Origin of the sequence: Shimia aestuarii, from assembly GCF_900114635.1 — a bacterium.
GTDB lineage: Bacteria > Pseudomonadota > Alphaproteobacteria > Rhodobacterales > Rhodobacteraceae > Shimia > Shimia aestuarii.
In genome coordinates this window covers 94,900-119,771 of record NZ_FOTQ01000005.1, presented here as the reverse complement: position 1 = coordinate 119,771, position 24,872 = coordinate 94,900, and the positions used below count along the sequence as shown (strand labels likewise).

At 60.5% G+C, this 24,872-nt stretch carries 24 protein-coding genes; 11 read left to right on the top strand and 13 right to left on the bottom strand.

The window, feature by feature from the left end:
• Positions 1-2 precede the first annotated feature (2 nt).
• The gene (locus tag BMZ35_RS13085) at positions 3-2,426 is read left to right on the top strand and encodes a GcvT family protein (protein WP_093094304.1); all 2,424 of its coding nucleotides are present in this window, start codon (positions 3-5) and stop codon (positions 2,424-2,426) included.
• A gap of 4 nt (positions 2,427-2,430) precedes the next feature.
• Here the strand turns inward: BMZ35_RS13085 and BMZ35_RS13080 are convergent, their stop codons facing one another.
• The gene (locus BMZ35_RS13080) at positions 2,431-2,841 is read right to left on the bottom strand and encodes a Fur family transcriptional regulator (RefSeq protein ID WP_093094468.1); all 411 of its coding nucleotides are present in this window, start codon (positions 2,839-2,841) and stop codon (positions 2,431-2,433) included.
• Positions 2,842-3,204: 363 nt separating this feature from the next.
• On the opposite strand from BMZ35_RS13080, the gene BMZ35_RS13075 reads away from it, so the two are divergent.
• Positions 3,205-4,494: a DEAD/DEAH box helicase gene (locus BMZ35_RS13075; protein WP_242654792.1), complete on the top strand. Its 1,290-nt coding sequence runs from the start codon at positions 3,205-3,207 to the stop codon at positions 4,492-4,494.
• Here the strand turns inward: BMZ35_RS13075 and BMZ35_RS13070 are convergent.
• Genes BMZ35_RS13070 through BMZ35_RS13060 form a run of 3 tightly spaced genes read right to left on the bottom strand, consistent with a single transcriptional unit; the run spans position 4,491 to position 7,351 of the window.
• Entirely contained in the window at positions 4,491-5,339 is an 849-nt protein-coding gene (locus BMZ35_RS13070; protein ID WP_093094302.1) for a PhzF family phenazine biosynthesis protein, read from the bottom strand. The two genes, BMZ35_RS13075 and BMZ35_RS13070, sit on opposite strands and share 4 nt — an antisense overlap.
• Before the next feature lie 4 nt (positions 5,340-5,343).
• Positions 5,344-6,603, bottom strand: coding sequence for a cation:proton antiporter (locus BMZ35_RS13065; protein WP_093094301.1), 1,260 nt, complete (start codon positions 6,601-6,603; stop codon positions 5,344-5,346).
• Between the two features lie 55 nt (positions 6,604-6,658).
• Positions 6,659-7,351: an endonuclease/exonuclease/phosphatase family protein gene (locus tag BMZ35_RS13060; protein WP_093094300.1), complete on the bottom strand. Its 693-nt coding sequence runs from the start codon at positions 7,349-7,351 to the stop codon at positions 6,659-6,661.
• Between the two features lie 130 nt (positions 7,352-7,481).
• Between BMZ35_RS13060 and BMZ35_RS13055 the strand changes: the two genes are divergently transcribed.
• Complete coding sequence (locus BMZ35_RS13055; protein ID WP_093094299.1) at positions 7,482-8,357, top strand: DMT family transporter; 876 nt, start codon at positions 7,482-7,484, stop codon at positions 8,355-8,357.
• Here BMZ35_RS13055 and BMZ35_RS13050 read toward each other — a convergent pair.
• From BMZ35_RS13050 to mazG, 5 genes are all read right to left on the bottom strand, one after another.
• On the bottom strand, positions 8,354-9,763 hold the full coding sequence (locus tag BMZ35_RS13050; protein ID WP_093094298.1) for a protein adenylyltransferase SelO: 1,410 nt from the start codon (positions 9,761-9,763) through the stop codon (positions 8,354-8,356). The genes BMZ35_RS13055 and BMZ35_RS13050 overlap by 4 nt on opposite strands.
• Before the next feature lie 65 nt (positions 9,764-9,828).
• Positions 9,829-10,281 (bottom strand): GNAT family N-acetyltransferase, encoded by a 453-nt coding sequence (locus BMZ35_RS13045; RefSeq protein WP_093094297.1) that lies wholly within the window; start codon positions 10,279-10,281, stop codon positions 9,829-9,831.
• The gene (locus BMZ35_RS13040; protein ID WP_093094296.1) at positions 10,278-11,219 is read right to left on the bottom strand and encodes a nucleoside hydrolase; all 942 of its coding nucleotides are present in this window, start codon (positions 11,217-11,219) and stop codon (positions 10,278-10,280) included. The genes BMZ35_RS13045 and BMZ35_RS13040 overlap by 4 nt, the downstream gene beginning before the upstream one ends.
• Positions 11,220-11,425: 206 nt before the next feature.
• Positions 11,426-12,439 carry a Fe(3+) ABC transporter substrate-binding protein gene (locus BMZ35_RS13035; RefSeq protein WP_093094295.1) on the bottom strand — a complete coding sequence of 338 codons (1,014 nt, stop codon included), beginning with the start codon at positions 12,437-12,439 and terminating at the stop codon, positions 11,426-11,428.
• Between the two features lie 81 nt (positions 12,440-12,520).
• The gene (gene mazG / locus BMZ35_RS13030; RefSeq protein ID WP_093094294.1) at positions 12,521-13,348 is read right to left on the bottom strand and encodes a nucleoside triphosphate pyrophosphohydrolase; all 828 of its coding nucleotides are present in this window, start codon (positions 13,346-13,348) and stop codon (positions 12,521-12,523) included.
• A 62-nt stretch (positions 13,349-13,410) separates the two neighbouring features.
• On the opposite strand from mazG, the gene BMZ35_RS13025 reads away from it, so the two are divergent.
• The 3 genes from BMZ35_RS13025 (at position 13,411) to BMZ35_RS13015 (ending at position 16,160) form a co-directional block, all read left to right on the top strand.
• A complete protein-coding gene (locus BMZ35_RS13025) occupies positions 13,411-14,571 on the top strand; it encodes a M20 aminoacylase family protein (RefSeq protein WP_093094293.1) in 1,161 nt (386 codons plus the stop codon).
• 129 nt (positions 14,572-14,700) lie between these two features.
• Positions 14,701-15,684, top strand: coding sequence for an agmatinase (gene speB, locus BMZ35_RS13020; protein WP_093094292.1), 984 nt, complete (start codon positions 14,701-14,703; stop codon positions 15,682-15,684).
• A 71-nt stretch (positions 15,685-15,755) separates the two neighbouring features.
• On the top strand, positions 15,756-16,160 hold the full coding sequence (locus BMZ35_RS13015; RefSeq protein ID WP_093094291.1) for a DUF1499 domain-containing protein: 405 nt from the start codon (positions 15,756-15,758) through the stop codon (positions 16,158-16,160).
• Here BMZ35_RS13015 and BMZ35_RS13010 read toward each other — a convergent pair.
• Complete coding sequence (locus BMZ35_RS13010; protein ID WP_093094290.1) at positions 16,083-16,391, bottom strand: hypothetical protein; 309 nt, start codon at positions 16,389-16,391, stop codon at positions 16,083-16,085. The genes BMZ35_RS13015 and BMZ35_RS13010 overlap by 78 nt on opposite strands.
• A gap of 61 nt (positions 16,392-16,452) precedes the next feature.
• Between BMZ35_RS13010 and prfA the strand changes: the two genes are divergently transcribed.
• The 3 genes from prfA to BMZ35_RS12995 all read left to right on the top strand — a co-directional run bounded on the left by prfA (position 16,453) and on the right by BMZ35_RS12995 (position 19,151).
• Positions 16,453-17,505, top strand: coding sequence for a peptide chain release factor 1 (gene prfA / locus BMZ35_RS13005; protein ID WP_093094289.1), 1,053 nt, complete (start codon positions 16,453-16,455; stop codon positions 17,503-17,505).
• Complete coding sequence (gene prmC / locus BMZ35_RS13000) at positions 17,502-18,341, top strand: peptide chain release factor N(5)-glutamine methyltransferase (RefSeq protein WP_093094288.1); 840 nt, start codon at positions 17,502-17,504, stop codon at positions 18,339-18,341. Before prfA ends, prmC begins: the two co-directional genes overlap by 4 nt.
• Before the next feature lie 216 nt (positions 18,342-18,557).
• Positions 18,558-19,151 (top strand): DUF4167 domain-containing protein, encoded by a 594-nt coding sequence (locus BMZ35_RS12995; RefSeq protein WP_093094287.1) that lies wholly within the window; start codon positions 18,558-18,560, stop codon positions 19,149-19,151.
• A gap of 57 nt (positions 19,152-19,208) precedes the next feature.
• Here the strand turns inward: BMZ35_RS12995 and rsmA are convergent, their stop codons facing one another.
• Together rsmA and BMZ35_RS12985 are read right to left on the bottom strand one after the other, a co-directional pair.
• Positions 19,209-20,048: a 16S rRNA (adenine(1518)-N(6)/adenine(1519)-N(6))-dimethyltransferase RsmA gene (gene rsmA / locus BMZ35_RS12990; RefSeq protein ID WP_093094286.1), complete on the bottom strand. Its 840-nt coding sequence runs from the start codon at positions 20,046-20,048 to the stop codon at positions 19,209-19,211.
• 79 nt (positions 20,049-20,127) lie between these two features.
• Positions 20,128-21,942, bottom strand: coding sequence for an extracellular solute-binding protein (locus tag BMZ35_RS12985; RefSeq protein ID WP_093094285.1), 1,815 nt, complete (start codon positions 21,940-21,942; stop codon positions 20,128-20,130).
• Positions 21,943-22,237: 295 nt separating this feature from the next.
• Between BMZ35_RS12985 and BMZ35_RS12980 the strand changes: the two genes are divergently transcribed.
• Positions 22,238-23,011, top strand: a complete 774-nt coding sequence (locus BMZ35_RS12980; protein ID WP_093094284.1) for a 3-hydroxybutyrate dehydrogenase — start codon at positions 22,238-22,240, stop codon at positions 23,009-23,011.
• An 86-nt stretch (positions 23,012-23,097) separates the two neighbouring features.
• On the top strand, positions 23,098-24,138 hold the full coding sequence (locus BMZ35_RS12975) for a patatin-like phospholipase family protein (protein ID WP_093094283.1): 1,041 nt from the start codon (positions 23,098-23,100) through the stop codon (positions 24,136-24,138).
• On the opposite strand, the gene BMZ35_RS12970 is transcribed toward BMZ35_RS12975, so the two are convergent.
• Positions 24,139-24,825 (bottom strand): DUF502 domain-containing protein, encoded by a 687-nt coding sequence (locus BMZ35_RS12970; protein WP_093094282.1) that lies wholly within the window; start codon positions 24,823-24,825, stop codon positions 24,139-24,141. It abuts the gene before it with no gap.
• Positions 24,826-24,872 lie beyond the last annotated feature (47 nt).

The following is a 24,872-nucleotide window of genomic DNA, read 5'->3' as shown; positions in this document are numbered from 1 at the left end:
AAATGCGGACCCATGCTCAGGCCGTCGTGATCGGCGGCGGTGTCATCGGATGCTCTATTCTATATCATCTGACCAAGCTTGGCTGGTCGGACGTCGTTCTTCTTGAGCGCAACGAACTGACCAGCGGCAGCACGTGGCATGCGGCGGCCAATATTCACGGGCTGCATGACAGCGCGAATATCAGCCGCCTTCAGCACTACACCATGCGGCTCTACGATGAGCTGGAGGCCGAGACTGGGCAGAGCTGTGGCGTATTCCGGCCCGGTTCCCTGTACCTTGCGCAGACCGAGAACCGCGAACACCAGCTGCGGCTTCAGGCGGCGAAAGCCAAGCTTTACGGGATGAACTTCCACGAAGTGAACCGGGATGAGGCCGAGCGTCTGCATCCTTTGGTCAATTTCGACGGTATTCGCTGCATCATGTGGGAGCCGGATGGTGGCAATGTCGACCCGTCGGGTGTGACCAATGCCTATGCGGTGGGTGCGCGTCAGCGCGGTGCCGAAATCCACCGTTTCACGCCGGTGACGGGAACCGAACAACAGCCGGATGGCAGCTGGATCGTGCGCACACCGAAAGGGGACATTGCGACGCCCTGGGTGATCAACGCGGCCGGACTCTGGGGGCGCGAGGTTGCAAGACTGGCTGGGGTCGAAGTGCCCCTGCAGCCCACAGAGCACCAGTATTTCGTGACAGAGACCATTGCAGAGATTGATGCGATGGACCGTCGACTTCCCTCGGTCGCAGATCGTGACGGCGAGTATTACCTGCGACAGGAAGGTAAGGGGCTGCTCATCGGGGCTTATGAGCGCGACATGCGGTTCTGGGCCGAGGAGGGCACGCCGCTCGACTTTGCGCATGACCTGTTCCCGGATGATCTTGAGCGGATCGAAGAAAACATGATGCGCGCGATTGATCGGGTGCCGGTGGTTGGCACGGCGGGGATCAAGCGGGTGATCAACGGGCCGATGATCTGGTCGCCGGACAGCAACGTGATCCTTGGACCGGTGCCCGAGAAGAAGGGCTATTTCATGTGCGGCGGCATTATCCCCGGTTTCAGCCAGTCGGCGGGTATGGGGCTTATGGTGGCGGATTGGATCGTCGAGGGCGAGATGCGCTATGACATGTTCGCCTGGGACGTGGCGCGGTTTGGGGAATGGGCAAATGATCGGGATTTCGTGAAGGCCAAGGTACGCGATGTTTATGCGCATCGTTTTGCCATTCATTTCCCGAACGAGGAACGCGCCGCGGGGCGGCCTCTGCGTACGCGACCCGCGTTTGAGAGGCAGACGGAGATGGGTGCGGTCTTTGGGCTGAACTATGGCTGGGAGCATCCCTTGTGGTTTGCCGGTGAACAGGGCGTGGTCGATACCAACGGGTTCACGCGGCAGAACTGGTGGGAGCCGGTAGGAGCGGAATGCCGGATGTTGCGCGATCGGGCCGGGATCATCGACATCTCGAACTTTGCCAAGTATCGGGTCAAGGGGCTGGGGGCCGAGGACTGGCTCAATGCGGTGTTTGCGAACCGGATGCCGAAAGAGGTCGGGCGATCCTGTCTGACGCCGCTGATCGGGGTGCGGGGCGGCATTGCTGGCGATGCAACTGTAACGCGTCTGGCCGAAGATGAGTTCTGGGTTGTCAGTTCGGGCATGGCAGAACGCTATCACAAACGCTTCTTTGATGCAGTGCCGCTTCCCGAAGGGACAGTCTTTGAAAGCCTGACCGACAGCGTGTGCGGGTTCAACGTGGCCGGGCCGAAGTCACGCGAGTTGTTGCAACGGTTGACCAATTCGTCGCTGGCAACCGACGACTTTCCGTTCATGTGCTCTAAACGGATCGAAATTGCCGGGGTAGAGGTCATGGCGCTTCGGGTGAGTTTTACCGGAGATCTTGGCTGGGAACTGCATTGCGCAATTGCAGACCAATTACGTCTTTATGAAGCGCTTCTGAAGGCCGGGAAAGCCTTTGGCGCGGGGCCAGTTGGTAGCCGCGCCCTTATGAGTTTGCGCATTGAAAAGGGGTATGGCAGCTGGAGCCGGGAATACAGCCCGGAATACTGGCCCCAGGAAGTGGGGTTGGAACGGCTTTGCAAGATGGACAAGGATTTCCTCAACAACGCGGCGGTGGCCGTAACGCTTGAGAAAGCGCCTCGGGAAAAGCTGGTTCTAATGCACCTTGAAGACGCAGACGTCAGTGCCTCGAACGCGGATGCCACGGGTGGGGAACCGATCTTCAAGGATGGCAAAGGAATTGGGCGGGTGACGTCCGGTGCCTATGGCTACACGGTGGGCATGTCGCTCGCACTTGGGTTCGTCAAGGATGCTCAACCGGGGGACGCGGTCGAAGTCATGGTGCTTGGCCGTCCGCATCGCGCGGTAATCCTGGCCGAGCCGCCGTTTGATCCGAAGGGCGAAAAATTGCGCGCCTGATCCGCTACTTGCGGATCGGCACGCCGTAGAGTTCGAGCTTGTGCCCCTTGAGGCGGTAGCCGAGCTTTTCGGCGATCTTTTCCTGAAGGGCTTCGATCTCGGGGTCGACGAACTCGATTACCTCGCCCGAGTTGATGTCGATCAGGTGGTCGTGGTGTTCGCGCTCGGCATCTTCGTAGCGCGCACGGCCATCGCCGAATTCGAGCTTGTCGAGAATGCCGGCCTCTTCGAACAGCTTTACCGTCCGGTAAACCGTGGCGAGGGAAATCCCTGAATCGCGGGACGAGGCACGGGCATAAAGCTCTTCCACGTCCGGGTGATCGCGGCTTTCCTGCAGAACACCCGCAATGGTGCGGCGTTGTTCGGTCATGCGCAGCCCCTTGGCCTCGCAGCGTTCCAAAATCGTGTCGGTCATGCCCATCGCGGTCGTTCGGTTCCCGTGTCTGACTTACTTCTCTATCCAATGCGACTGGCTGTGACCACCGCTTTTCTGGGGGTTATCCACAGGAGAACGCCCTTGACAGGCGCCTCACAAAGCCCCATGTGACCCCAACTGTCTTCTGCCGCGTGAGCAGCAGGGCCGCATTGACCGAAGTCATGGCCCAACACGAGACAGTGATTTGATCCCAAAATCACGCGTGGGGCCAGGGTCTGGATCGGCTCATCTGCATCAGGCAGAGAGTTGGGATTCACGGCCGACCACACCAAGGCTGCGCGCGATGCGTGGCGAAATCAAGGGTCCCTGCGGGTAACGCAAGGGGGCCGGAAAGACTGTATTTTGACGACTTTTACTGAACTGGGCTTGCCTGAAAAGATGGTGGCCCGTCTGACTGAAACCGGATTGACCACGCCGACCCCGATCCAGGAACGCGCTATCCCGCATGCGCTGGACGGGCAGGACGTGATGGGGCTTGCCCAGACCGGCACCGGCAAGACGCTGGCTTTTGGCCTGCCTCTGATTGCGCGGATGAAAAGCTATGGCCAGAAGCCCGAAAGGCGCACCGTGCGTGGGCTGGTTCTGGCGCCGACACGGGAACTTGCCAATCAGATCTGTGACAGCCTGCGCCAGCAGGTCGAGGGTACGCCATTCAAGGTGGGGCTGGTTGTCGGGGGCGTCGGCATCAACCCGCAGATCAAACGTCTGGAGCGTGGTACGGACATTCTCGTTGCAACACCGGGGCGCCTGATCGACCTGATGGAGCGCAATGCGTTGGATCTCGATCGGACCGATTTCCTTGTGCTGGACGAAGCCGATCAGATGCTGGACCTCGGGTTCGTTCACGCCCTGCGCAAGATCGCAGCCTGGTTGCCGAGCGATCGCCAGACCATGCTGTTTTCCGCTACGATGCCGAAACAGATGTCGGAGATTGCCGCAGCCTACCTGAAGAACCCGGTGCGGGTGCAGGTGTCGCCTCCGGGCAAGGCAGCGGACAAGATCACGCAGGAGGTGCATTTCATTGCAAAGACCGAAAAAACCGCTTTGCTGATCGAATTGCTGGACGCGCATCGCGACGAAGCGGCCATCGTGTTTGCGCGCACCAAACACGGGTCGGAACGACTCATGAAAGCTCTGGTCAAGGCCGGATATGCGGCGGCTTCGGTACATGGCAACAAGAGCCAAGGTCAGCGCGAGCGCGCGCTCAAAGGGTTCCGCGATGGCGAAACCCTTGTCCTGGTGGCCACGGATGTAGCGGCGCGGGGGCTGGACATTCCGCAGGTGCGACATGTCTACAACTTTGACCTGCCCAATGTGCCCGAAAACTACGTGCACCGGATTGGCCGCACCGCGCGCGCCGGGATGGACGGGGCGGCGGTGGCGTTCTGTGCCCCGGATGAAGTTGAAGAGCTGAAGGCGATCCAGAAAGTCATGAGGCTTGACATCCCTGTGGCGTCGGGGCGTGCGTGGGAAGGGCTTGAAGCACCGGCCAAGAAGGGTGGAAACCGTCGCCGGGGCGGCAACGGCCCGCGCGGTGGCACAGCAGCTCAGCCGGGAAAACCGGCAGGCAACGGGCAGCGTCGCCGCCGTCGGCGTCCTGCACGCGGCAAGGGCGCGCCCAAGGCGGCCTAAGTCCGATAGGTCAATTGACCTTGCATGACGCGCAGCGCGGTGCCCGAAATGGTGACGGCATCGCCCTGCGTTTCCAGACCGATCCGGCTGGGTCGGCCCATGTCGTCCCCTTGGTGGATGATCAATTTCTGGTCACGCCCTTCGATCCGGCGCAGAAGCGCGCCAAGGGTCGCACAGGCGCTGCCCGTGGCCGGGTCCTCGGGGATGTTGTCGAGAGGTGCAAACATGCGCGCGTGGATCACGTTTCCGTCCCGTACATAGGCAAACTGAGCGAAGTCCAGACCCGAGGGATAGACGGCGTTACCTTTTCGGAAGGCGCCGATGTCGGGCAGCAGGTTCGCCAGCACTTCCCGGCTTTTCAGTTCAGTGATCGTGAAGGCAAGTCCAAGTGAGGCCATGGCTGGCGCGTGGTTTTCTAAGGAGATGTTCTCAGGACTGGTGCCAAGTGCCGCCGCCACCAGATCAGGATCGGGCTCTGCGGTGATTTCGAGAGTTGCAGATGTGGTAAAGCGAGCGGCTCCGCCTTCGGCCCTGCAGGTGATCGGGCCGATCCCCAGTTCCAGAACCATATCCGGTCCAGCGCCTTCATCGGACAGCGCAACGGCTGTTCCGATCAGCGGATGGCCCGCAAAAGGAACCTCCATCGTCGGCGTGAAGATGCGCACGTGGGCTGTATGGTTGGGTTCCCAGGCGGGATAGACGAAGGTCGTTTCCGAGAAGTTGAACTCTCTGGCAATGCGCTGGAGATCTTCCTCTGGCAGGCCCGCCGCATCAGGAATGACGGCCAACTGGTTTCCACCAAAGACTTTTTCCGAAAATACATCATAGACAAAATAGGCGGTCATGGGTTCATACCAGATCGGGTTCGCGTCCGACCCGGTTCGCCAGTGGCGCTACGGTCAGACCCTGAACGATGATTGAGAAGACAACAACGATATAGGTGCTGGTCAGGATCAGCGGTTTCCATTCATTGTCGGGCAAGGAAAGGGCCAGAGCGACGGAAATGCCGCCCTTGAGCCCGCCCCAGGTCATGATCGGAACGACGCCGCGACTGAAGCTGCGGAACGGTTCGAGGATCAGAACCGGCACGGCAACGGCGGCAAGTCGCGCGACAAGCGCGAGTCCAATGGCCATGACACCTGCCAGCAGGAACTGAATGTCAAAGGCCACGGCAAAGACTTCGAATCCGATCAAGAGGAACAGAACGGCGTTCAGAATCTCGTCGATCAGTTTCCAGAAGGCATCCACGTATTCACGAGTCTGGGCACTCATGCCGTGCTTGGTGCCGATATCCCCGATCAGCAACCCGGCGCAGACCGCCATGATCGGGGCCGAGACATGCAGCCAGACGGCGAGTTCATAGCCGCCAAATGCGAGGCCAAGTGTCAGCAGAACCTCGAGCGAATAGTCGTCAATCAGGCGCATCACGCGGAACGTGAGCCAGCCCAGAACGATGCCAAGTACAGCGCCGCCAAATGCCTCTTGCACGAACAGAAAGGCCGCGTCGTCCAACTCGGATGAGCCGTGATCCGCTCCGTGCCCGCCGCTGGCAAAGGCAATGCCCGAGATCACGAGAAACACAACGTATCCCACACCGTCATTGAAAAGGCTTTCGCCGGCGATCTTGGTTTCCAACGATTTTTGCAACTTGGCCTCGCGCAGCACTCCCAGTACGGCCACCGGGTCGGTCGGTGAAATTAGCGCACCAAAGACCAGCGCCACCATAAGCGGCATTCCGGTGATCCAGCTGAAACCGAAGCCGACGATGGCGGTCGAGAGACCCACGCCAAGGGTCGCCATGAGCGCAACCGGAATCCATTGGGCACGCAAATCGGCAAGCTTCACATGCAAAGCCCCGGCAAAAAGCAGGAGGCCCAACATGCCCTCAAGCAGTGCGTCGGAAAAATCGATCCCTACAATCAGGTGACGGGCTGTGTCGGCGATTTCGAGCTGTGGCCAGATGAGATCGATACCAAGCACGCCAAATGAGGCAAAAAGCGCTACGACCAGAATGCCAATGGCCGAAGGGAGTTTCAGGAAAAGGTAATTGATGGCGCCAAAAACGCCCGCAAGAACAATGAGAAGAGACGTAATCTGTAAAAAATGCACGCGCGAAATCCCCTTCGGTGATTGCACTTGCGTAGCATGGGGATTGGGGCACTGGCTAGGCGCGTTTGACTTCGATCCAGACGGGCAGATGGTCAGAGGCCACACGGGCCGGACGGCGGCTGTGGACCGCCTTGTTCACGGGCGTGAGGGTCTTGTCGAGCGCAAACCCATCCAGCCCGGCAATTGGGCGCGCGGCGGGAAAGGAATGGCCCGGTTCCACGAAATCAAGACCCGGCGTCGCCACATCCAGCGCGCGCTTGCTGCCCCATTCGTTGAAATCGCCGGCAAGAATGGTCGGCATCGGCGCGAGCCTGCGCAGGTGGCGGGTAATGGCAGAAAGCTGCATCAGGCGATAGCGGCGCAACAGGCCAAGATGCACTCCGATCACCCGCAATGGGCCAATCGACGTGTCAAGATCCGCGCGAATGGCGCCGCGCGGCTCAAGACCGGGCAAGTCGAGCGCGTCGGTTTCGATGATCGTCGCACCGTTGCGCACAAGCATGGCGTTGCCGTGCCAGCCAAGTGACCCTCCGGGTTGCCCGAAGTCGACGATATCGAACCCGTGTGTTTCTATGAGATCGAAAGGGAGTGCGGTGGGACGCGGAGGAAGGCGTTTGTCGGCTTCCTGCAATACAACCACGTCCGCCCGCAGAGCGCGGATGACCAGCAGGGAACGGTCGGGTCGCCTTTGCATATCGAGGCCGACACATTTCTGCAGGTTGTAACTGGCAAGGCGAAGCGATGTCATGGCGGGCCTTCATTGTCTGTCCCAAGCATGTAAGGTGGCGCAGGGCGGGCGACCAGCAGGTTTTTCGTCGCTGCGGCATTTGTGGCCTGGGTCGCTTGACTTTCAGGCGCTAACAGCGCCGAGTGCCGGAATGGCACGCAAAGAACATATGGATGGAATTGGGGCGATCTGGCTGACGCTTTTTGCGCTGCTGCTGGCGTTCAACCAGGTTGTGATAAAGGTCACGGTAGGCGGCTTTGGTCCGGTCTTTGCCGTTGGGATGCGCTCGTTCTTTGCGATTGGCGTGGTCGCGATCTGGATGGCGCTGCGTGGGCAGCGGATGAACGTGTCGCGGCGCATGTGGGGGCCTGGCCTACTTGTTGGCGCCTTGTTCTCTTTTGAATTCATAGCTTTGTTCAGCGCACTTGACGTCGCAGATGTTGCCCGCGTGAGCATTATTTTCTATTCCATGCCGGTCTGGCTTGCGCTTGCATCGCATGTGTTGTTGCCGGGCGAACGTCTCAACCAGACGCGGATCATGGGGTTGGCGTTCGCCATGACGGGCGTAGTGGTTGCCCTGTCGGACCGCGCGGGTGGAGAAGCGCGCCTGTTGGGGGATGTCCTGGCGTTGTGTGGCGCGATTCTTTGGGCGGGGATTCCGCTGACTGTCCGGTTGACCGCGCTTTCCGAGACAAGGCCGGAAACTCAACTGATGTACCAGCTTGTGGTTTCGGCGTTGATCCTCCTGCCGCTGGCGCCTGTTTTAGGTGCCACGTTCAGAGACCCGGAGTTGATCCACTGGGCGGGCATGGTGTTCCAGGTTGTCGGAATTGCGTCTCTGGGTTTCCTGGCCTGGTTCGTCTTGCTGACGATCTATCCCGCCGCGTCGGTGGCGTCGTTCAGCTTTCTGTCACCGGTGCTGAGCGTCATCCTTGGCTGGTGGCTGCTTGGGGAGACAATCGGTCCGGCGATCTGGCTGGCGCTGGGTCTGGTAGCTGTGGGGTTGGTGTTGATCAACCGCCGCTAAGTGCCACAGAAGGTGGCGTGCACGCGTTCGGATTCGCTGGGCGGGCGAGTCAGGTCGGCGTCGTCTCTGGGATCAGTAAAGGGAGTCGACAGGGCGCGCATCAGGCGGTCAAAGGGGCGGTAGTCTCCGTTGACAGCGGCGGCAATCATCTCCTCGATACGGTGATTGCGCGGAATCAGCGCCGGGTTGGCTGCATTCATCGTGGCAACCGGGTCCTGTGTTTCGCTCTCCAACCGGGTCCGCCAACGGGTGTTCCATGCATCAAAAGCGTCGCGATCGACGAACTGATCTCGCGCTGTCCCATTGTTCAAGGCGCGGAAACTATTGGTGAAATCGGTGCCTTGCTCGGCCATCAGCGACAGATATTCGGTGATCAAGGCCATATCGCCGTCCGTCACCGCGGTGAGGCCGATCTTTGCGCCAAAGCGTTGTTGCCAGGCGGCATTTAGAAGGCCTGGCATTGCGTGGACCGAGTTGGTGAATTCGGCAACCGCCTGGTCTGCGTTGGGCATGAGCGGAACAAGTGCGGTGGCCAGCTGGGCAAGGTTCCAGACGATAATGTCGGGCTGATTGCCGTAGGCATAGCGTCCCTGCCTGTCGATCGAGGAAAACACGGTCATCGGATGGTAGGCATCCATGAAGGCGCAGGGGCCATAGTCGATGGTTTCACCGGAAATCGCGCAATTGTCAGTGTTCATCACGCCATGAATAAAGCCGACAGACATCCACGCCGCAATGAGTTCAGCCTGTTTTTTAATAACAGAATCAAGGAATTCTGTTGGTGTGGTTACGTCAGGATAATGGCGCTCTACCGCATGTTCAAAAAGCGCCCTCAATCCAGCAATGTCCTGTCTGGCGGCGAGCGCCTGAAAGGTGCCCACCCGGATATGAGAGGCCGCAACGCGGGTCAGCACTGCGCCGGGCTGCAGGCCGTCTCGCATGATGTCTTCACCGGTCTCGACGGCGGCAAGAGCACGGGTCGTGGGGATGCCGAGGGCGAACATGGCCTCTGAGACCACGTATTCGCGCAGCACTGGCCCAAGCCACGCGCGCCCATCGCCGCGTCGTGAAAATGGCGTACGGCCAGCGCCCTTGAGCTGGAGATCCAGCCCGTTGACCTCGCCCAGCAGCACGGCGCGCCCGTCACCCAGTTGCGGGTTCCAGTGGCCGAATTGGTGGCCTGCATAAAGCTGCGCCAGAGGCTCGGCGCCATCGGGCAGGCGGGAGCCGGAAAACACCTCTGCGAGCGTGGTGTCATCGTCGATCCCGGCTAGGCCAAGCTGGCTGGCAAGTGCGTGATTGAAGGCAACAAGGCGCGGTGCGCGGACGGGCGTGGGCTCTTGCCGCGCGAAAAGCTGTTCGGGTAGGCGGGCGTAGCTGTTGTCGAAGGGAATATGCAGATCCATGCCGCAAAAGATAACCCTTGCATGCAGGATTACCAGAGCCGGGTTAACATTGTGTCAAGCGCGCCTCATACCATGCGGCGCGACATCAGCATGAAGCGTTCGCGGGCCCGGAATCCAGCGCGCAGGTACAGCTTTTGGGCGGTGGTGTCATCGCGATCAACTTCGAGGTGAAAGGCGCGGATTCCGGCGTCGGCCAACGCCTTGGGGAGGGCAATCAACACGTCGCTTCCCACCCCGCGTCCCCGGATGGCCGGGCGGATGAATATCTCGTCGATAATGGCGTCCAGCCCGCCGAACTCAACCGACCAGCCAAAGGTGACAATGACATAGCCGATAGGCGCTCGGGCGGGGCCAAGGAGATAGGCGACACCGTAAGGGGAGCCCTCGAGGAGGGGGCGCAGGGCGGCTGCACGCGTGGCGTCGTCCTGTGCAATGTTCATCTCGCCATGGAAGGCCGCTACCAACCGGTCCAGTACGGCAAAATCGTCGGGTCCGGCAAGGTGCAAGGCGGTGCTCATAGGCGGGCAAGCCTTTCTGTCAGAAGGGAAAAGAAGCCGTCGGCATCCAAGTCGCCGATGAAAAGCGCATTGGGGGCGCGGTCGGTGACGCCCCACCAGTCCGCGACAGTCATGCCCATGGTCAGTTCCGAATGGGTTTCGATTTCCACATTGATGTGGCGGCCCGAGAAGAGATCGGGGTTGATCAGGTAGGCGGTGACGCAGGGATCATGCAGCGGAGCGCCCTCGGAGCCGTATTTCTCCTTGTCAAAGCGCTCAAAGAAATCAGTCATTTGCGCCACAGCAACGCCGACCTTGGTGCCCAATGCGCGGAACGCATCGTTTCGGGGTTTGGTCACGAGAGCCTTGTGCGTGACATCCAGGGGCATGACGACGATGGGCGCGCCGGAGCGGAAAACGATATTGGCGGCCTGAGGATCGACATAAATGTTGAATTCAGCCGCCGGGGTGATGTTGCCAACCTCGAAATAGGCGCCGCCCATCAGGACAATTTCCTGAACCTTTTCAATAATATCCGGGGCTTTCTCAAAAGCCATGGCGATGTTGGTCAGAGGGCCAAGCGGACAGAGCGTGACGGAGCCAGCGTCATGGCTGCGTAATGTGTCGATGATGAAATCGACCGCATGCTGCTCCTGAAGCGGCATGGCCGGGTCGGGCAGGTTCGGGCCGTCGAGCCCGGTCTTGCCATGCACATGTTCGGCAGTGACAAGGTCTCGTCCCAGCGGACGGTCGCACCCGGCAAAGATCTTTACATCAGCTTTGTCTGCCAACTCACAGACAATGCGAGCGTTTTTGCTTGTCAGAGCAAGTGGAACATTGCCTGCGACAGCAGTAATTCCAAGTACGTCGATATCCTCGGGGCTGGCCAGGGCCAGCAGGATTGCGACGGCGTCGTCCTGTCCCGGATCGGTGTCGATAATGATTTTGCGCGCGCTCATGTGGGTCCCTCGTGATGTGGGGGCACAGTGTCAATGGTTGCGCGCAATGGCAAGCGCCGCTCGGCTCAAGGGCGGAAATCCGCGTTCGGTATCACGTCGGTATAACGTCGGTATTGCGTCGGTATTCACATCGGACTCCGGCGCACTGACGAAAAAGGCGGCCCCCGAGAGGACCGCCTGCTGTTTCTTGCATGAGCAGGTTGTGATCAGCCGTCGAAATCAACTTCTTCGGTGATCTTGAGCGCGGTGGCGCGGTGGCCGGCCAGCGTCATCAGGTTGGTGTTGTCGGCAGTGAATTCACCCCAGCTTTCGACCAGCGGATCAGGCTTGGTACCCGGAGCGATCGGGTATTCGAAGTTGGCCTTCGCATAGATTTCCTGTGCTGCAGGCGAGGTCAGGAATTCCATCAGCTTCAGGGCGTTTTCCTTGTTGGGGGCGGATTTGGTCATGGCCACGCCCGAGATGTTCACGTGTGTCCCATTGCCTTCGAAGGTCGGGAAGACCACGTTCACGCTCTCGGCCCATTCTTTCTGTTCTTCGTCGGCCAGCATTTTGCCCATGTAATAGGTGTTGCCGATGGCGACGTCGCACTCCCCGGCCCAGATCGCCTTGACCTGAGCGCGGTCGTTACCCTGCGGTTTGCGTGCGAGGTTCGACTTGATGCCTTCGAGCCAAGCTTTGGCGCCTTCTTCGCCGTGGTGTTCGATCACGGCCGAGGTCAGGGCGATGTTATAGGCGTGGGTGCCCGAGCGGGTGCAGATGCGGCCTTTCCACTTGGGATCAGCGAGGTCTTCGTAGGTGGTGATTTCGCCATCCGCCACGCGATCCTTGGAGGCATAAACGATACGGGCGCGGGTGGTCAGGCCGTACCAGTGTCCTTCGGGGTCCTGGTATTGTGCCGGGACATTGGCCTTGAGCGTTGCGCTGTCGACGGGCTGGGTCAGACCGGCCTCGACGACGCCGGACAGGCGCGAGATGTCGACGGTCAGCACGACGTCGGCGGGCGAGCGTTTACCTTCGGCCTGCAGGCGCTCGACCATGCCCTTTGCAAGGTAGGCGACGTTCACGCGGATACCGGTTTCGGCGGTAAAGGCATCGGTCAGCGGCTTGATCAGCTCGGGCTGACGATAGGAGTAGATGTTGACCTCGTCGGCGAGGACAGGGGTGGCCACGGCAAGGGTTGCGGCGGCGAGGACGGTTGTTTTGATCGAGTCGAGCATTGCTGGTCTCTTGTAGTTGCAAATCAATTGCAGCGACATAAACCCGACTTTTTTACTTGGGTCAATACCTGAATAAAACATTCAGGAATTTGAGTCTGCTTTCTCCTCGGCCTTAACCTGATCCCAGAGCGCGTCCATTTCTTCGAGTGTCGACTCCTCGGGGCGTTTTCCGCGTGCGGCGAGGTGGGCTTCAACTGCTTCGAAACGCCGGATAAATTTCTGGTTCGTACGGCGCAGCGCGGCTTCGGGATCGACATTCATGTGGCGGGCCAAGTTGGCCATGACAAAAAGAAGGTCGCCAAATTCGTCTTCGATCTCGTCCTGAGACAGGCTGTCGCGGGCCTCGGCAAGCTCGTGTGCTTCTTCGGTGATCTTATCGAGCACATGGGTGGCATCGGGCCAGTCAAAGCCAACCCGGGCGGCGCGTTTTTGCAGCTTGAATGCGCGCAGCAGGGCAGGAAGACCCACGGCGACGCCGTCAAGGGTGCCTTTCTGTGCCTTTCCAGCGCGTTCGGCGGCCTTGATCGTCTCCCAGTCGCGGGTCTGCTGTTCGGCCGATTTGTCGCGCGATTCGTCGCCAAAGACATGCGGATGGCGGGCGACCATCTTGTCGGACATGGTGTCGGCCACTTCGTCAAAGGTGAAGAGCCCCTTCTCGGCGGCCATCTGCGCGTGAAACACCGATTGAAAAAGAAGATCGCCCAGTTCGCCCTTGAGTTCGTCCCATGCTTCGCGCTCGATCGCGTCGGCCACTTCATAGGCTTCTTCGATCGTGTAGGGCGCAATGGTCGAGAAATCCTGATCGATGTCCCATGGACAGCCATTCTCGGGATCACGCAGGCGGCGCATGATTTCCAAGAGGCGAGGCATGCCCCCGTGGGGATCAAGGATCAGCGGATTTTCGGCCATTGCAGTGCGCTCCTTTTTGGTTTCTGGTGCATGGATAGGAATGTTGCGAGGGGAGTCCAACCATGCCTGTTGTTAACCGGATTGCAGATTATGCGGAAGATATGAAGACTTGGCGCAGGTATCTGCACCAGCATCCGGAATTGATGTTCGAGTGCCACAAAACGGCGGACTTTGTGGTCGAGCGCCTGCGCGAATTCGGAGTTGATGAGATTCACGAGGGGATCGCCACCAGCGGGATCGTGGCCATCATCAACGGGCAGGGCGAGGGGCCGACGATTGGATTGCGTGCGGACATGGACGCCTTGCCGATGGATGAAACAACCGGGCTTGAACACGCCAGCACGGTGCCCGGGATGATGCATGCCTGCGGGCATGACGGACACACGACGATGCTTTTGGGGGCGGCGCGATACCTCGCGGAAACGCGCAAGTTCTCGGGGCGTGTGGCGTTGATTTTCCAACCTGCCGAGGAAGAAGGTGGCGGAGCCGACGTCATGGTACAGGAAGGCATCATGGACCGGTTCGACATTGGCGAGGTCTATGGAATCCACAACATTCCGGGCGTCGAGGCCGGGCATTTCCTGTCAACGCCGGGGCCGGTGATGGCGGCGGTGGATACGTTCGAGGTGTATATTCAGGGCCATGGTGGGCACGGGGCGTTTCCGCAGGATACGGTTGATCCGGTGGTGGCGGCGGTGGCTATGGTCAACGCGATCCAGACTATCGTCAGCCGCAACCACGATACGCGTCAGGAAGTGGTTGTTTCCGTGACACAGATCCACGCGGGAACTGTCAACAACGTGATCCCGGATACGGCCTATCTCAACGGCACGATCCGCACGTTCGACAAGGGGGTGCAGGAGATGGTGCACCGCCGTCTGCGCGAGGTCGTGGCCGGAACCGCTGCGGCCTATGGCGTGGAGGCGCGGACCGAAATCGAGATCGGATACCCCGCGACGGTCAATGATCCTGAAAAAAGCGCCTTTGCCGTCGGCGTGGCGCGCGAGATTTCAGGCGAGGACGCGGTGGACGCGGACGCACAGATGGAAATGGGCGCCGAGGACTTTTCCTACATGCTTGAGGCGCGCCCCGGGGCGTATCTTTTCCTTGGGACGGGCGAAGGGGCCGGACTGCACCACCCGAAATATGATTTCAACGACGAAGTGGCACCGGTAGGGGCGTCGTTCTTCGTGCGACTGGTCGAGACGGCACAGCCCGTCTGACGGAAGCCTGTGGCGGGGCGAGTGGGCCCCCGCCTGCTTGCGTGTTCGCCGGCCTGCATCCGAAGGGGCTTGACCTCTTTTCCCGTATATGAATAATTTGATCAAATTATCTGACTGGGAGTGCAAGTCATGGCGTTGGAGGATGCAAAGCACCAAGTGGACACGGCGTTCACACGGGAAAACCTTCGTGGGGCAAGCTTTGAAAACACGTTTGGCGGGGCAAACTCGTTCCTGCGCCGCAAGTATACGAAGGACCTTGAGGGCGTTGATATCGCGGTAACCGGGGTGCCGTTTGATCATTCCGTAACCAACCGCCCCGGTACCCGCCTTGGGCCGCGCGCCATACGAGAGGCGAGCGCCCTGCAGGCATTCGATCCGCCCTATGGCTGGGATTACGATGCATTGGAGGAACTGCTGATCGTGGACTATGGCGACCTCGCCTTTGATTATGCGCGGGTCAGCGATTTTCCCGACACGCTCACTAACCATATCCGGGGCATTCTCGAGGGCGGCGCGGCCAGCATCACCCTTGGGGGGGATCACTATATCAGCTTTCCGATCCTGAAAGCCTATGCCGAGAAATACGGGCCACTGAGCCTTTTGCAATTCGACGCGCATACGGACACCTGGCAGGACGATGACATGGATCGCATTGACCATGGCACCATGTTCTACAAGGCGGTGAAGCTTGGGCTGATCGACCCGAAGCGGTCGGTGCAGGTGGGCATTCGCACCCAGAACCCGGACACGCTGGGGATCAACATCATTGATGCACGCGAAGTGCACGAGACAGGTCCGGCCGCCGTGGCCAGGAAGATCAAGTCAATCCTGGGCGACAACCCGACCTATCTTAGCTTTGATATTGACGGGCTGGATCCGGCCTTTGCGCCCGGCACCGGCACTCCGGTCTGGGGCGGGCTGACCAGTGGACAGGCGAGCATCATCTTGCGGGATATCGCCGGGATCAATCTTGTGGGGGGCGACATTGTCGAGGTGTCCCCGCCTTATGACACGACGGGTGCAACGGCGATTGCCGGAGCGCATGTTGCGACCGAGATGATCTGTTTGTGGGGCTGGACACGGCGCAAGAACCGCAAACCTAACGCGGTGTAAGGCTTGATCCCGCACCCGGTTCCCGTGCAGTCTGCGCGCATAGATTGAAGGGAAAACGAGGTTTGCGCGCCATGTGGATTGTCTGGATCGTTCTGGGGCTTTTCGTGGCCCTGTTTGCCTATGTGCGGCTGGCCCCGAGTGACCCGGCGCGCTGGCACAGGGTTCCTGAAGTTGTCGGGGACAAGACATTCCGCAACGGGGCGACCCGGATCGTGACCATTGGCAAGGACGGGTTGCGACGTCTCGCAGCGGTGGCCGAGGGCGATCCGCGCACTCATGTTCTGGCCGGATCGGTGGAAGAGGGGATGATGACCTTTGTCACGCGCAGCCGCACCGTGGGCTTTCCCGATTACACGACGGTGTTTCAGGATGGTGAGGATCTTAAAATCCTCGCGAGGTCACGCTTTGGGCGGCGTGACATGGGGGTCAATGCCGCGCGGGTTGACCGTTGGATCGAGGCTTTGACCGCCTTTTAGATCGGAACTGACGCAACCGGGCGCAATCTCGCGCCAGATCGGCACATTCAGTGACATCTGGCATTGGGCCATGAACATGCGCCCGTCGACCTGAAGACAGATGGTTTCCCCGATTTCGATCCTCTGCCCCTTGGAATCGGTGCAATAGCAATCGATCGGCACACCGTTCATGAACCCGTCCGACAAGGCCGGGGTGGCGACAAGGCAGAGTGCTGCAAGAAGCTTGTTCATGCGCCGATGATACACCCTCAACGGCCCTTGACCAAGACTGCGGATTGTCCCACTTAACCGCATGGTTCCAATAGAGCGTCTTGAACAGATCACCCAGCGTTTCGAGTTTCTCGAGGCGCAGATGGCCGAGGGGGGCAGCGCCGATATCGCGGCGCTGGCCAAAGAGTATTCCGAGCTGAAGCCGGTGGTCGAACAGATCGCTGCCTATCGCCGTTTGCTGGGCGATATTGACGAGGCCGAAGAGATGTTGGCCGATCCGGATATGAAGGAACTGGCCGAAGAGGAACTTCCCGGGCTGCGCGCGGCGGTGCCGGACGCGGAACATGCGTTGCAGCTGGCGTTGTTGCCCAAGGACGCGGCGGATGCGCGGCCCGCGATCCTTGAAATCCGTCCCGGTACGGGCGGGGACGAAGCGGCATTGTTCGCCGGCGATCTGCTACGCATGTATCAACGCTATGCCGAGGCGCGGGGTTGGAAGCTTGAAATCCTCGAAGAGCAACAGACCGAGCTGGGCGGGATCAAGGAAGTGGTGGCCCACATCAAGGGTGAAAATGTCTTTGCCCGCATGAAGTACGAATCCGGTGTGCACCGGGTCCAGCGTGTGCCGACGACGGAAAGCGGCGGGCGAATTCACACGTCGGCGGCGACGGTGGCGGTGCTGCCCGAGGCCGAGGATGTGGACATCCAGATTGATGCCAATGATCTGCGGATTGATACGATGCGATCTTCGGGCGCGGGTGGCCAGCACGTGAACACCACGGATTCGGCGGTACGGATCACGCATTTGCCGACAGGGATTGTCGTGACCAGCTCGGAGAAATCTCAGCACCGCAACCGAGAGATCGCGATGCAGGTACTCAAAACGCGGCTTTATGATCTTGAGCGGCAACGGATCGACAGCGAACGCGCCGCCGACCGCGCGGGGCAGGTGGGATCGGGTGACCGGTCCGAACGGATACGGACCTATAACTTTCCACAGGGAAGGATGACGGATCACCGGATCAACCTGACGCTCTACAAGCTGGACCAGGTGATGCAGGGTGATCTGGACGAGATCATCGACGCGCTGACGGCGGATGCGCAGGCAACTGCGCTGGCGGAGATGGACGGGTGACCCTGCGCGAGGCGCTGGCGGCCAGTATCGCCCGGCTGAAGGACGCTGGGATCGAGGGCGCGGCACGCGATGCGCGGGCGCTGGTGGCCGAGGCCGCCGAGATCAAGCCGAGCATGGTAACGTTGGAAGCGGATATGGTCCTGGCCGACCCTGATGCGCTTGAGGCTTTGGTGGCGCGACGCGTTGCGGGAGAGCCTGTTTCCAAGATCATCGGGCGCCGGCAATTCTGGGGGCGGGATTTCGTGGTGACGCGGGATACGCTGGACCCACGCCCCGAGACAGAATGCCTGATCGCGGCGGCGCTGGACCTTGGTCCGGTGGCGCGCTTTGCCGATCTGGGGACCGGGACCGGGATCATCGCGATCTCTCTTTTAGCCGAGTGGCCAGAGGCAACGGCATTGGCAACAGATGTCAGTGGGCCTGCGATTGCGATTGCGGAGTTGAACGCCATTGGACAGGACGTGCGCAAGCGTCTTGAATTCTATCGTGTCCGTAAGGCGGGGGAGTGGCTGCCGGACGGGATCGGGATGTTTGACATGATCTTGTCGAATCCACCCTATATCTCGGTCCAGGAAATGGCCGAGTTGTCACGCGAGGTACATGACCACGATCCGCACGAAGCGCTTACTCCGGGCGGCGACGGGCTAATGCCCTATCGGGAGATTGCCGCCCGCGCCGGGGCGCATCTGAACGCGGGTGGACATGTGCTTGTAGAGATCGGATGGCGGCAGGGAGGCGACGTTGGGGCAATTTTCAAAGGCGCTGGATGGCGGGATGTGCGCGTTCTTCCTGACCTTGACGGGCGGGATCGCGTGGTTTCGGCAAGGAAACGCTGAGGAACTTGCGATATTTTTGCAAAATGGCGCCAAGAAGGACGAAATGCACTTGTGCCGGGTGGCAGGGGCGATTAGTCAGAAGGTGTCCTTTTGGTGGATGCCCTTGTTGGCGGTCCCATGGGACGCCAAGCCAGAAATTGTCGCAACCGGATTGAGCACACGAGGTGCAAGACAGGGTTAGCGACTGCAATTGACCAAGGCTGGATTGCAAGGATTATGAGATCTTCCAAGTCACGTTCGCGGAACAAGTCGAATCGTAACCGCCCCTCGGGCAACATTGTGAACCGCGTGTTCGACAGCTCCGGCCCCGAGGGCAAGGTGCGCGGCACGCCGCAGCAGATCATCGACAAGTACAACCAGTTGGCGCGGGACGCGCAGCTGGGCAATGACCGGGTTGCCACGGAAAACTTCCAGCAGCATGCCGAGCACTATCAGCGCATGCTGAATGAAGCGCAGCGCGAGCAGGAGGCCCGCCGCGAGGAACAGGACCGCCAGAACCGGGAACGCCAGGCAGAGCGGGATCGCGAACGTCGCGAGCGCATGGAGCGTCAGGAACGTGAATCCAACGGCGCGGATACGCCTCAGCAGGATGACGTAATCGATCCGTCGGAAGCGGATCAGCCTGACCTCTTGGTGGATGCCCCCGAAGCCGAGTTGGTGGAAACACCCGAGAGCAAGGTCGAGGATAAGCCGAAAGCGCCGCGCAAAACCACAACGCGCAAGCGGACATCTACTCCGCGCAAGAAAAAGACCGAGGACGCCCCGGCAGAGCCAGCCGCAGCTGCGCCCGAAGATAATGCCGCCGAATAATAGTGGTGCTCATGAATTGAAGAAGGCCCGTTCCGGTTGGAACGGGCCTTTTTTCCTTCAGGTGTCAAGTTCCCGGGCCAGTGCACAGAACTGTTCAAGACTGACCTGTTCGGCGCGCTCGGTAGGTTTGATCCCGGCGGCAATCAGGCGGTCCTCAATGTCAGGCGCCTGTCCCTTGAGCGCAGCGCGCAGCATCTTGCGGCGCTGATTGAACGCCGCGGCGACCACGCGGGACAGGGTCGATGCATTGGCCGGAAAGCGCGGTTCGGGCAGGGCCTTGAGATGCACCACGGCTGAGCTGACCTTGGGCGGCGGGGTGAAGGCGCCGGGGGGCAGGGACATCACGATCCGCGCCTCGGCCCGCCATTGCGCGAGGATGGCAAGGCGGCCATAGGCCTTGCTGCCCGGTTGGGCGACGATGCGCTCGGCCACTTCGCGTTGAAACATCAGGGTGAGGCTCTGCCAGAAAGGTGGCCATTCCGGCGGGGTCAGCCAGCGCACCAGAAGCTCGGTGCCGACATTGTAGGGCAGGTTGGCCGCGACGTGGATGGGCGGTGTCAGGTGGGCGAGCGGGTCGATCTCAAGCGCGTCGCCATTGATGACTTCGAGTCGTCCGGGATAGGCGTCGGCAATCTCGGCCAGCGCGGGCATGCAGCGGCTGTCTTTTTCGATGGCGAGCACCCGGCGCGCACCTTCGGCCAGAAGTCCGCGCGTGAGACCACCGGGACCGGGGCCGATTTCGAGCACGTCCGCCTCGCTCAGATCTCCGGCCTGTCGCGCAATCTTGGCAGTCAGGTTGAGGTCAAGAAGGAAGTTCTGCCCCAGAGACTTGCGGGCCGAAAGACCATGCGTTGCGATCACATCGCGCAGCGGGGGAAGGGAGTCGATGGCGCTCATGGAACGGGCCTCTGGCATGCTTGGGTTGGGCGGTTTTCGCACAGCGTTCGCGCGCATACAACGGGCAAGCGCGGATGGATTATTCCTGATACCACCAGAAAGCAGGCATCCATTCGGCCCCGTCGCCATAGATCGGAAGTGTGTCGGGGTAGCGCAGTTCCTTGCGATGGGCGATGCGACCGACGGCATAGGTCCAGATCGGAATCACGTGGCGCCCGGCCGTCAGAACACGGTCCAGCGCGCGGGTGGCGGCGGTGAATTCTTCCTGAGTTTCGGCGGTGAGCATGGCGTCGATCAGCCTATCCACCACTGGGGATTTGAGCCCCATCAGATTGCGCGACCCCGGTTGATCGGCGGCGTCGCTGCCCCAGTACAGATGTTGTTCATTGCCGGGGCTAAGTGACAATGCCCGGCGGAAATCGGTGAGGTCGAAATCGAAATTGCTCACCCGTTGGGTATATTGGGCGTTGTCCGTAAGCGTCACGGTCACCGTGATACCAAGGCGTTCGAGAGATTTGCGGTAGATGTCGATGATCGCTTTGTCCTGCGTGTCGCTCTGGCGCAAGAGGATGTCGAGGGTGAACGGATCACCCTGCGCGTGCTGCAATTGTCCGTCTACCACGTCCCAGCCTGCATCTTTGAGAAGTTTCATGGCGCGGCGCAGGTTCTTGCGGTTGCGCGCCGAGCCGTCCGATGCGGGCAGAGTGTAACCCGAAAGTGTATCGGGGGGCAGATCATCCGCGAAGGGCGTCAGGAGTTCGGCCACGCGCCCGGTGGCGTCGCCGGGTTGCATGGCAAGTTGCGAGCCCGAAAAGTAAGACGTGATCCGGGGTTGGCGCGCGCCGGTGAGCGTGTCGTTGATGAATTCGAAGTTAAAGGTGTGAATCAGCGCATCACGGACGCGGATGTCATCCAATGGGGCGCGCCGGGCGTTCATCACGAAGCCGGTCATGCCCGAGGGCTTCTGGTGCGGGATCTCGGATTTCACGACGTTGCCCGACAAAGCGTCCGGAAAGCCGTAACGATTGGCCCAGGCTTCTGCGTTGAACTCGCGCATGTAGGACAGGGCGCCTGCCTTGAATGCTTCGAAAAGCACGTCGCCATCGCCGTAGAAGTCGACGCGGATCTCGTCGAAATTGTGCGTGCCGCGTCGCAAGGGCAGATCCCGGCCCCAGTACGCCGGATTCCGGGTCAGGGTGACGTGGCGGCCCGCCTCGAAATCGGAAACGACGTAGGGGCCGGTGCCGATCGGAATGTCATTCAGGGTGGCGGCGGTGAAATCCCTGTCGGACCATTGCGCCTTTTGCAGGATCGGGCGCATGCCTGCGATCAGGGCGAGTTCGCGGTTGTCGGTGTTGAAGGTGAGGCGCACGCTGCGCGGACCCGTCGCCTCGATCCGGTCGACCTGGGTCCAGAAGCTGAGATAGCGGGGGTGACCCAGGGTGCCCAAGGTCTCATAGGACCAGATCACGTCTTCGACAGTGACTGGGCTGCCATCGGAAAAGCGGGCCTCAGGGCGCAGGGTAAATTCGACCCATGAGCGGTCAGGCGCAGTTTCCACGGTTTCGGCCAGAAGGCCGTAGAGGGCGAATGGTTCGTCCCAATTGCGTCCCATCAGCGACTCGTAGGAAAAGAATCGGAGCTGCCAGGGGGAGGTGCCTTTGCGCAGGAACGGGTTGAGCGAATCGAATCCCCCGGTGTTTCCGGTCACGATTCGTCCACCCTTGGGCGCGTCGGGGTTGGCATGGGGCAGTGCGGCAAACCCGGGCGGCAACGCGGGATCGCCGTACATTGCGATTCCATGGGCGGGTTCGCCGAAAGCCGGTGCAGCCAAGAAAACAACGGCTAAAGCTGCGCGGATGGCCCCTTGGAGGGGGAAACATACTGATGTCATTGCCCGAACAATCCTGCTTTGCCCTTGTTTTATTGCCCCCAGAAGTAACCGGGGATTCGTGGGTTATCAAACTTTTAGCTTGGAGGTCGGCACCGGATTGCTTATAAAGGAGTCACTGCTCGATAGGTTTCTTGCCTGTATGAAACCTGCCTCAATAACTTTACGCCCGCCTTGTGCGGGCGTTTTTTTTGTCCGTGCGCGAGGTTCCGTAAGACTACGTATCGCAGCGCTTTCCTCTTATTTTGCTGGTGCAGCATTGCTATGGTGCGCCAAATCATTTGAGGAAGGATGAGGCATGACGCTTTCTGGAAAAACGGCAATCATCACCGGGTCGAACTCGGGAATCGGTTTGGGAATCGCCCGCGAGATCGCCAGGGCCGGGGCCGCTGTGGTGTTGAACTCGTTCACGGACCGCAAAGAGGATCACGCGCTGGCCGCCGAGATCGCGCAGGAATTCGGTGTCGAGGCGCGCTATATCAAGGCGGACATGTCCAAGGGCGCGGAATGTCGGGACCTGATCGAACAGGCGGGCGGCTGCGATATCCTCGTCAACAACGCCGGGATTCAGCACGTTGCACCGATTGACGAATTTCCGGTGGACAAGTGGGACGCGATCATTGCGATCAACATGAATTCGGCCTTTCACACCATTGCTGCCGCGTTGCCGCACATGCGCAAGCGGGGCTGGGGGCGCGTGGTGAATATCGCCAGCGCGCATGGTTTGACCGCGTCGCCTTTCAAGGCCGCATATGTCGCCGCAAAGCACGGGGTTGTGGGGATGACCAAGACCGTGGCGCTGGAGACGGCGGAAGAGCCGATCACCTGCAACGCGATCTGCCCCGGCTATGTTCTGACGCCGTTGGTGGAGGCACAAATCCCGGACACGATGGAGAAATACAACATGGGGCGTGAAGAGGTGATCAAGAAGGTCATGCTCGAGCGCCAGCCGAGCCGGGAATTTGCCACGGTTGAGCAACTGGGCGGCACGACGGTGTTCCTGTGTTCGGACGCAGCGGCGCAGATCACCGGGACGACGATCTCGGTGGATGGTGGCTGGACCGCGCTCTAAGGGCGCAGGTCGGCGAAGGGGTGACGTGGGGGCCAGCCCCACCCCCCCGGGATATTTCAGGCAAAAGGAAGAATTGGGGGCAGGGCTTGGCCGAAAAGAAGCGGATCAACCTGGCACTGCAGGGTGGGGGCGCGCATGGTGCTTTTACCTGGGGGGTGTTGGACGTGCTGTTGCAGGACCCGGGGATCGAGATCGCGGCTATTTCGGGAACCTCAGCCGGGGCAATGAACGGGGCGGCGCTCAAGGCAGGATTACTGGAAGGCGGGCCGGAGGCGGCGCGGGCCAACCTGGAGTGGCTCTGGGGGCAGCTTGGCGCAGTGACTGCTCCGGGGGCCGAAGCGTGGTTGCGGGCCTTTGGGCCGGGGCCGGGGGCCGTCAGTCGGGCGCTTGAAGGCAGTTGGCCCTTCATGATGGCGGACCTGACGCAGCGGATGATGACGCCGTACGTCTATGGGCCGTTCTATGCGCATCCGCTGCGCCGTGTGGCGGAGCAGTTTCATTATGACAGGGTGTGCGACCTCCATGGGCCGCAGCTTTTCATATGCGCCACAAATGTGCGCAGCGGCAAGGCACGGGTGTTTTCCGGGGAAGAAATCAGCACGGACGTTCTTTTGGCGTCGGCCTGTCTGCCGACCCTGTTCCAGGCTGTGGAAATCGACGATCCAAAGACGGGGCGCCGTGAGGCGTTCTGGGACGGGGGCTATACGGGAAACCCGGCCTTGTGGCCTTTTTTCCGCCCCGAGTTGCCAGAAGATGTGGTGATCGTGAATATCAACCCACTTCAGCGGGCGGCCCTGCCGGTGACGCCTCAGCAAATCGCCAACCGGGTCAACGAGATCAGTTTCAACGCATCCTTGATGAGTGAGTTGCGCGCCATCGGGTTTGTTCAGCGCCTGATCGCCGAGGGGCGGTTGTCGCGTGATGAAAAGCGGGATGTGAAGGTGCACATGATCGCCGATGACGGGTTGATGAACGACTTGTCGGTCGCCACCAAGACCACGCCGGTTCCTTATGTATTGGCTGAATTGAAAGTCGCGGGACAGGACGCCGCGCGCGCTTTTCTCAAAGCGCATCGCGCGGACCTCAATCTTCGGGGCACAGTCGATCTTGCCGGGATGGTGGGCTGATCAGCTTTCGACCGGCTTTGTCGGATCCTTGGCATTGGGATAGACCAGCCCCGCCGAGATCACGAGCTTGGCCGCGTCTTCGACGGACATGTCGAGTTCGATCACGTCGTCCTTGGGAAAGAAAAGCAGGAAGCCGGAGGTCGGGTTTGGCGTGGTGGGGACAAAGACACTCATCAGCGCGCTGGATGTGGCCGCGGTTTCTGCCACCTCGCCTTTGGCATTGGTCGAGATAAAGCCAATCGCCCAGATACCTCGTCGTGGATATTCGATCAGGCAGGCTTTTTCGAAGCTGCGTTCGGTCTGGGCAAAGACGGTTTCGGCGATCTGCTTGGCGCCGGAATAGATCGAGCGCACCACGGGCATGCGATTGACCAGACCTTCGGCCCAGAGGATCAGTGAACGCCCGATCAGCCCCTTGGCCACCCAGCCGACAATGATCGTGAACACGAGGAAGATGATCACGCCGACACCGCGCAGGTTGATGCCGATGTATTTCTCGGGCTGGATCGTGTCGGGTACCAACGGCAGAACAAAACCGTCGACCCACCCCATCAGTGTCCAGATCAGCCAGATTGTCAGGCCGATGGGCAGGATCACAACAATCCCGGTCAGAAAGCTCGACCGAAGGCCGCCGAAGAAACCGGAGCGGTGCTTGGGAGGGGGTTGGTCGTCAAAGGGTGTGGTCATGGGCGGGTTCCCGGTAAGGCCTGTTTCTAGTTAGGGCTTTCCCGGGG

Coding starts and splice junctions, on each gene's coding strand:
- BMZ35_RS13085 (WP_093094304.1), top strand. CDS start 3: ATGCGGACCCATGCTCAGGCCGTCGTGATCGGCGGCGGTGTCATCGGA.
- BMZ35_RS13080 (WP_093094468.1), bottom strand. CDS start 2,841: ATGACCGACACGATTTTGGAACGCTGCGAGGCCAAGGGGCTGCGCATG.
- BMZ35_RS13070 (WP_093094302.1), bottom strand. CDS start 5,339: ATGACCGCCTATTTTGTCTATGATGTATTTTCGGAAAAAGTCTTTGGT.
- BMZ35_RS13060 (WP_093094300.1), bottom strand. CDS start 7,351: ATGACATCGCTTCGCCTTGCCAGTTACAACCTGCAGAAATGTGTCGGC.
- BMZ35_RS13055 (WP_093094299.1), top strand. CDS start 7,482: ATGGCACGCAAAGAACATATGGATGGAATTGGGGCGATCTGGCTGACG.
- BMZ35_RS13050 (WP_093094298.1), bottom strand. CDS start 9,763: ATGGATCTGCATATTCCCTTCGACAACAGCTACGCCCGCCTACCCGAA.
- BMZ35_RS13045 (WP_093094297.1), bottom strand. CDS start 10,281: ATGAGCACCGCCTTGCACCTTGCCGGACCCGACGATTTTGCCGTACTG.
- BMZ35_RS13040 (WP_093094296.1), bottom strand. CDS start 11,219: ATGAGCGCGCGCAAAATCATTATCGACACCGATCCGGGACAGGACGAC.
- BMZ35_RS13035 (WP_093094295.1), bottom strand. CDS start 12,439: ATGCTCGACTCGATCAAAACAACCGTCCTCGCCGCCGCAACCCTTGCC.
- mazG (WP_093094294.1), bottom strand. CDS start 13,348: ATGGCCGAAAATCCGCTGATCCTTGATCCCCACGGGGGCATGCCTCGC.
- BMZ35_RS13025 (WP_093094293.1), top strand. CDS start 13,411: ATGCCTGTTGTTAACCGGATTGCAGATTATGCGGAAGATATGAAGACT.
- speB (WP_093094292.1), top strand. CDS start 14,701: ATGGCGTTGGAGGATGCAAAGCACCAAGTGGACACGGCGTTCACACGG.
- BMZ35_RS13015 (WP_093094291.1), top strand. CDS start 15,756: ATGTGGATTGTCTGGATCGTTCTGGGGCTTTTCGTGGCCCTGTTTGCC.
- BMZ35_RS13010 (WP_093094290.1), bottom strand. CDS start 16,391: ATGAACAAGCTTCTTGCAGCACTCTGCCTTGTCGCCACCCCGGCCTTG.
- prfA (WP_093094289.1), top strand. CDS start 16,453: ATGGTTCCAATAGAGCGTCTTGAACAGATCACCCAGCGTTTCGAGTTT.
- BMZ35_RS12995 (WP_093094287.1), top strand. CDS start 18,558: ATGAGATCTTCCAAGTCACGTTCGCGGAACAAGTCGAATCGTAACCGC.
- rsmA (WP_093094286.1), bottom strand. CDS start 20,048: ATGAGCGCCATCGACTCCCTTCCCCCGCTGCGCGATGTGATCGCAACG.
- BMZ35_RS12985 (WP_093094285.1), bottom strand. CDS start 21,942: ATGACATCAGTATGTTTCCCCCTCCAAGGGGCCATCCGCGCAGCTTTA.
- BMZ35_RS12980 (WP_093094284.1), top strand. CDS start 22,238: ATGACGCTTTCTGGAAAAACGGCAATCATCACCGGGTCGAACTCGGGA.
- BMZ35_RS12970 (WP_093094282.1), bottom strand. CDS start 24,825: ATGACCACACCCTTTGACGACCAACCCCCTCCCAAGCACCGCTCCGGT.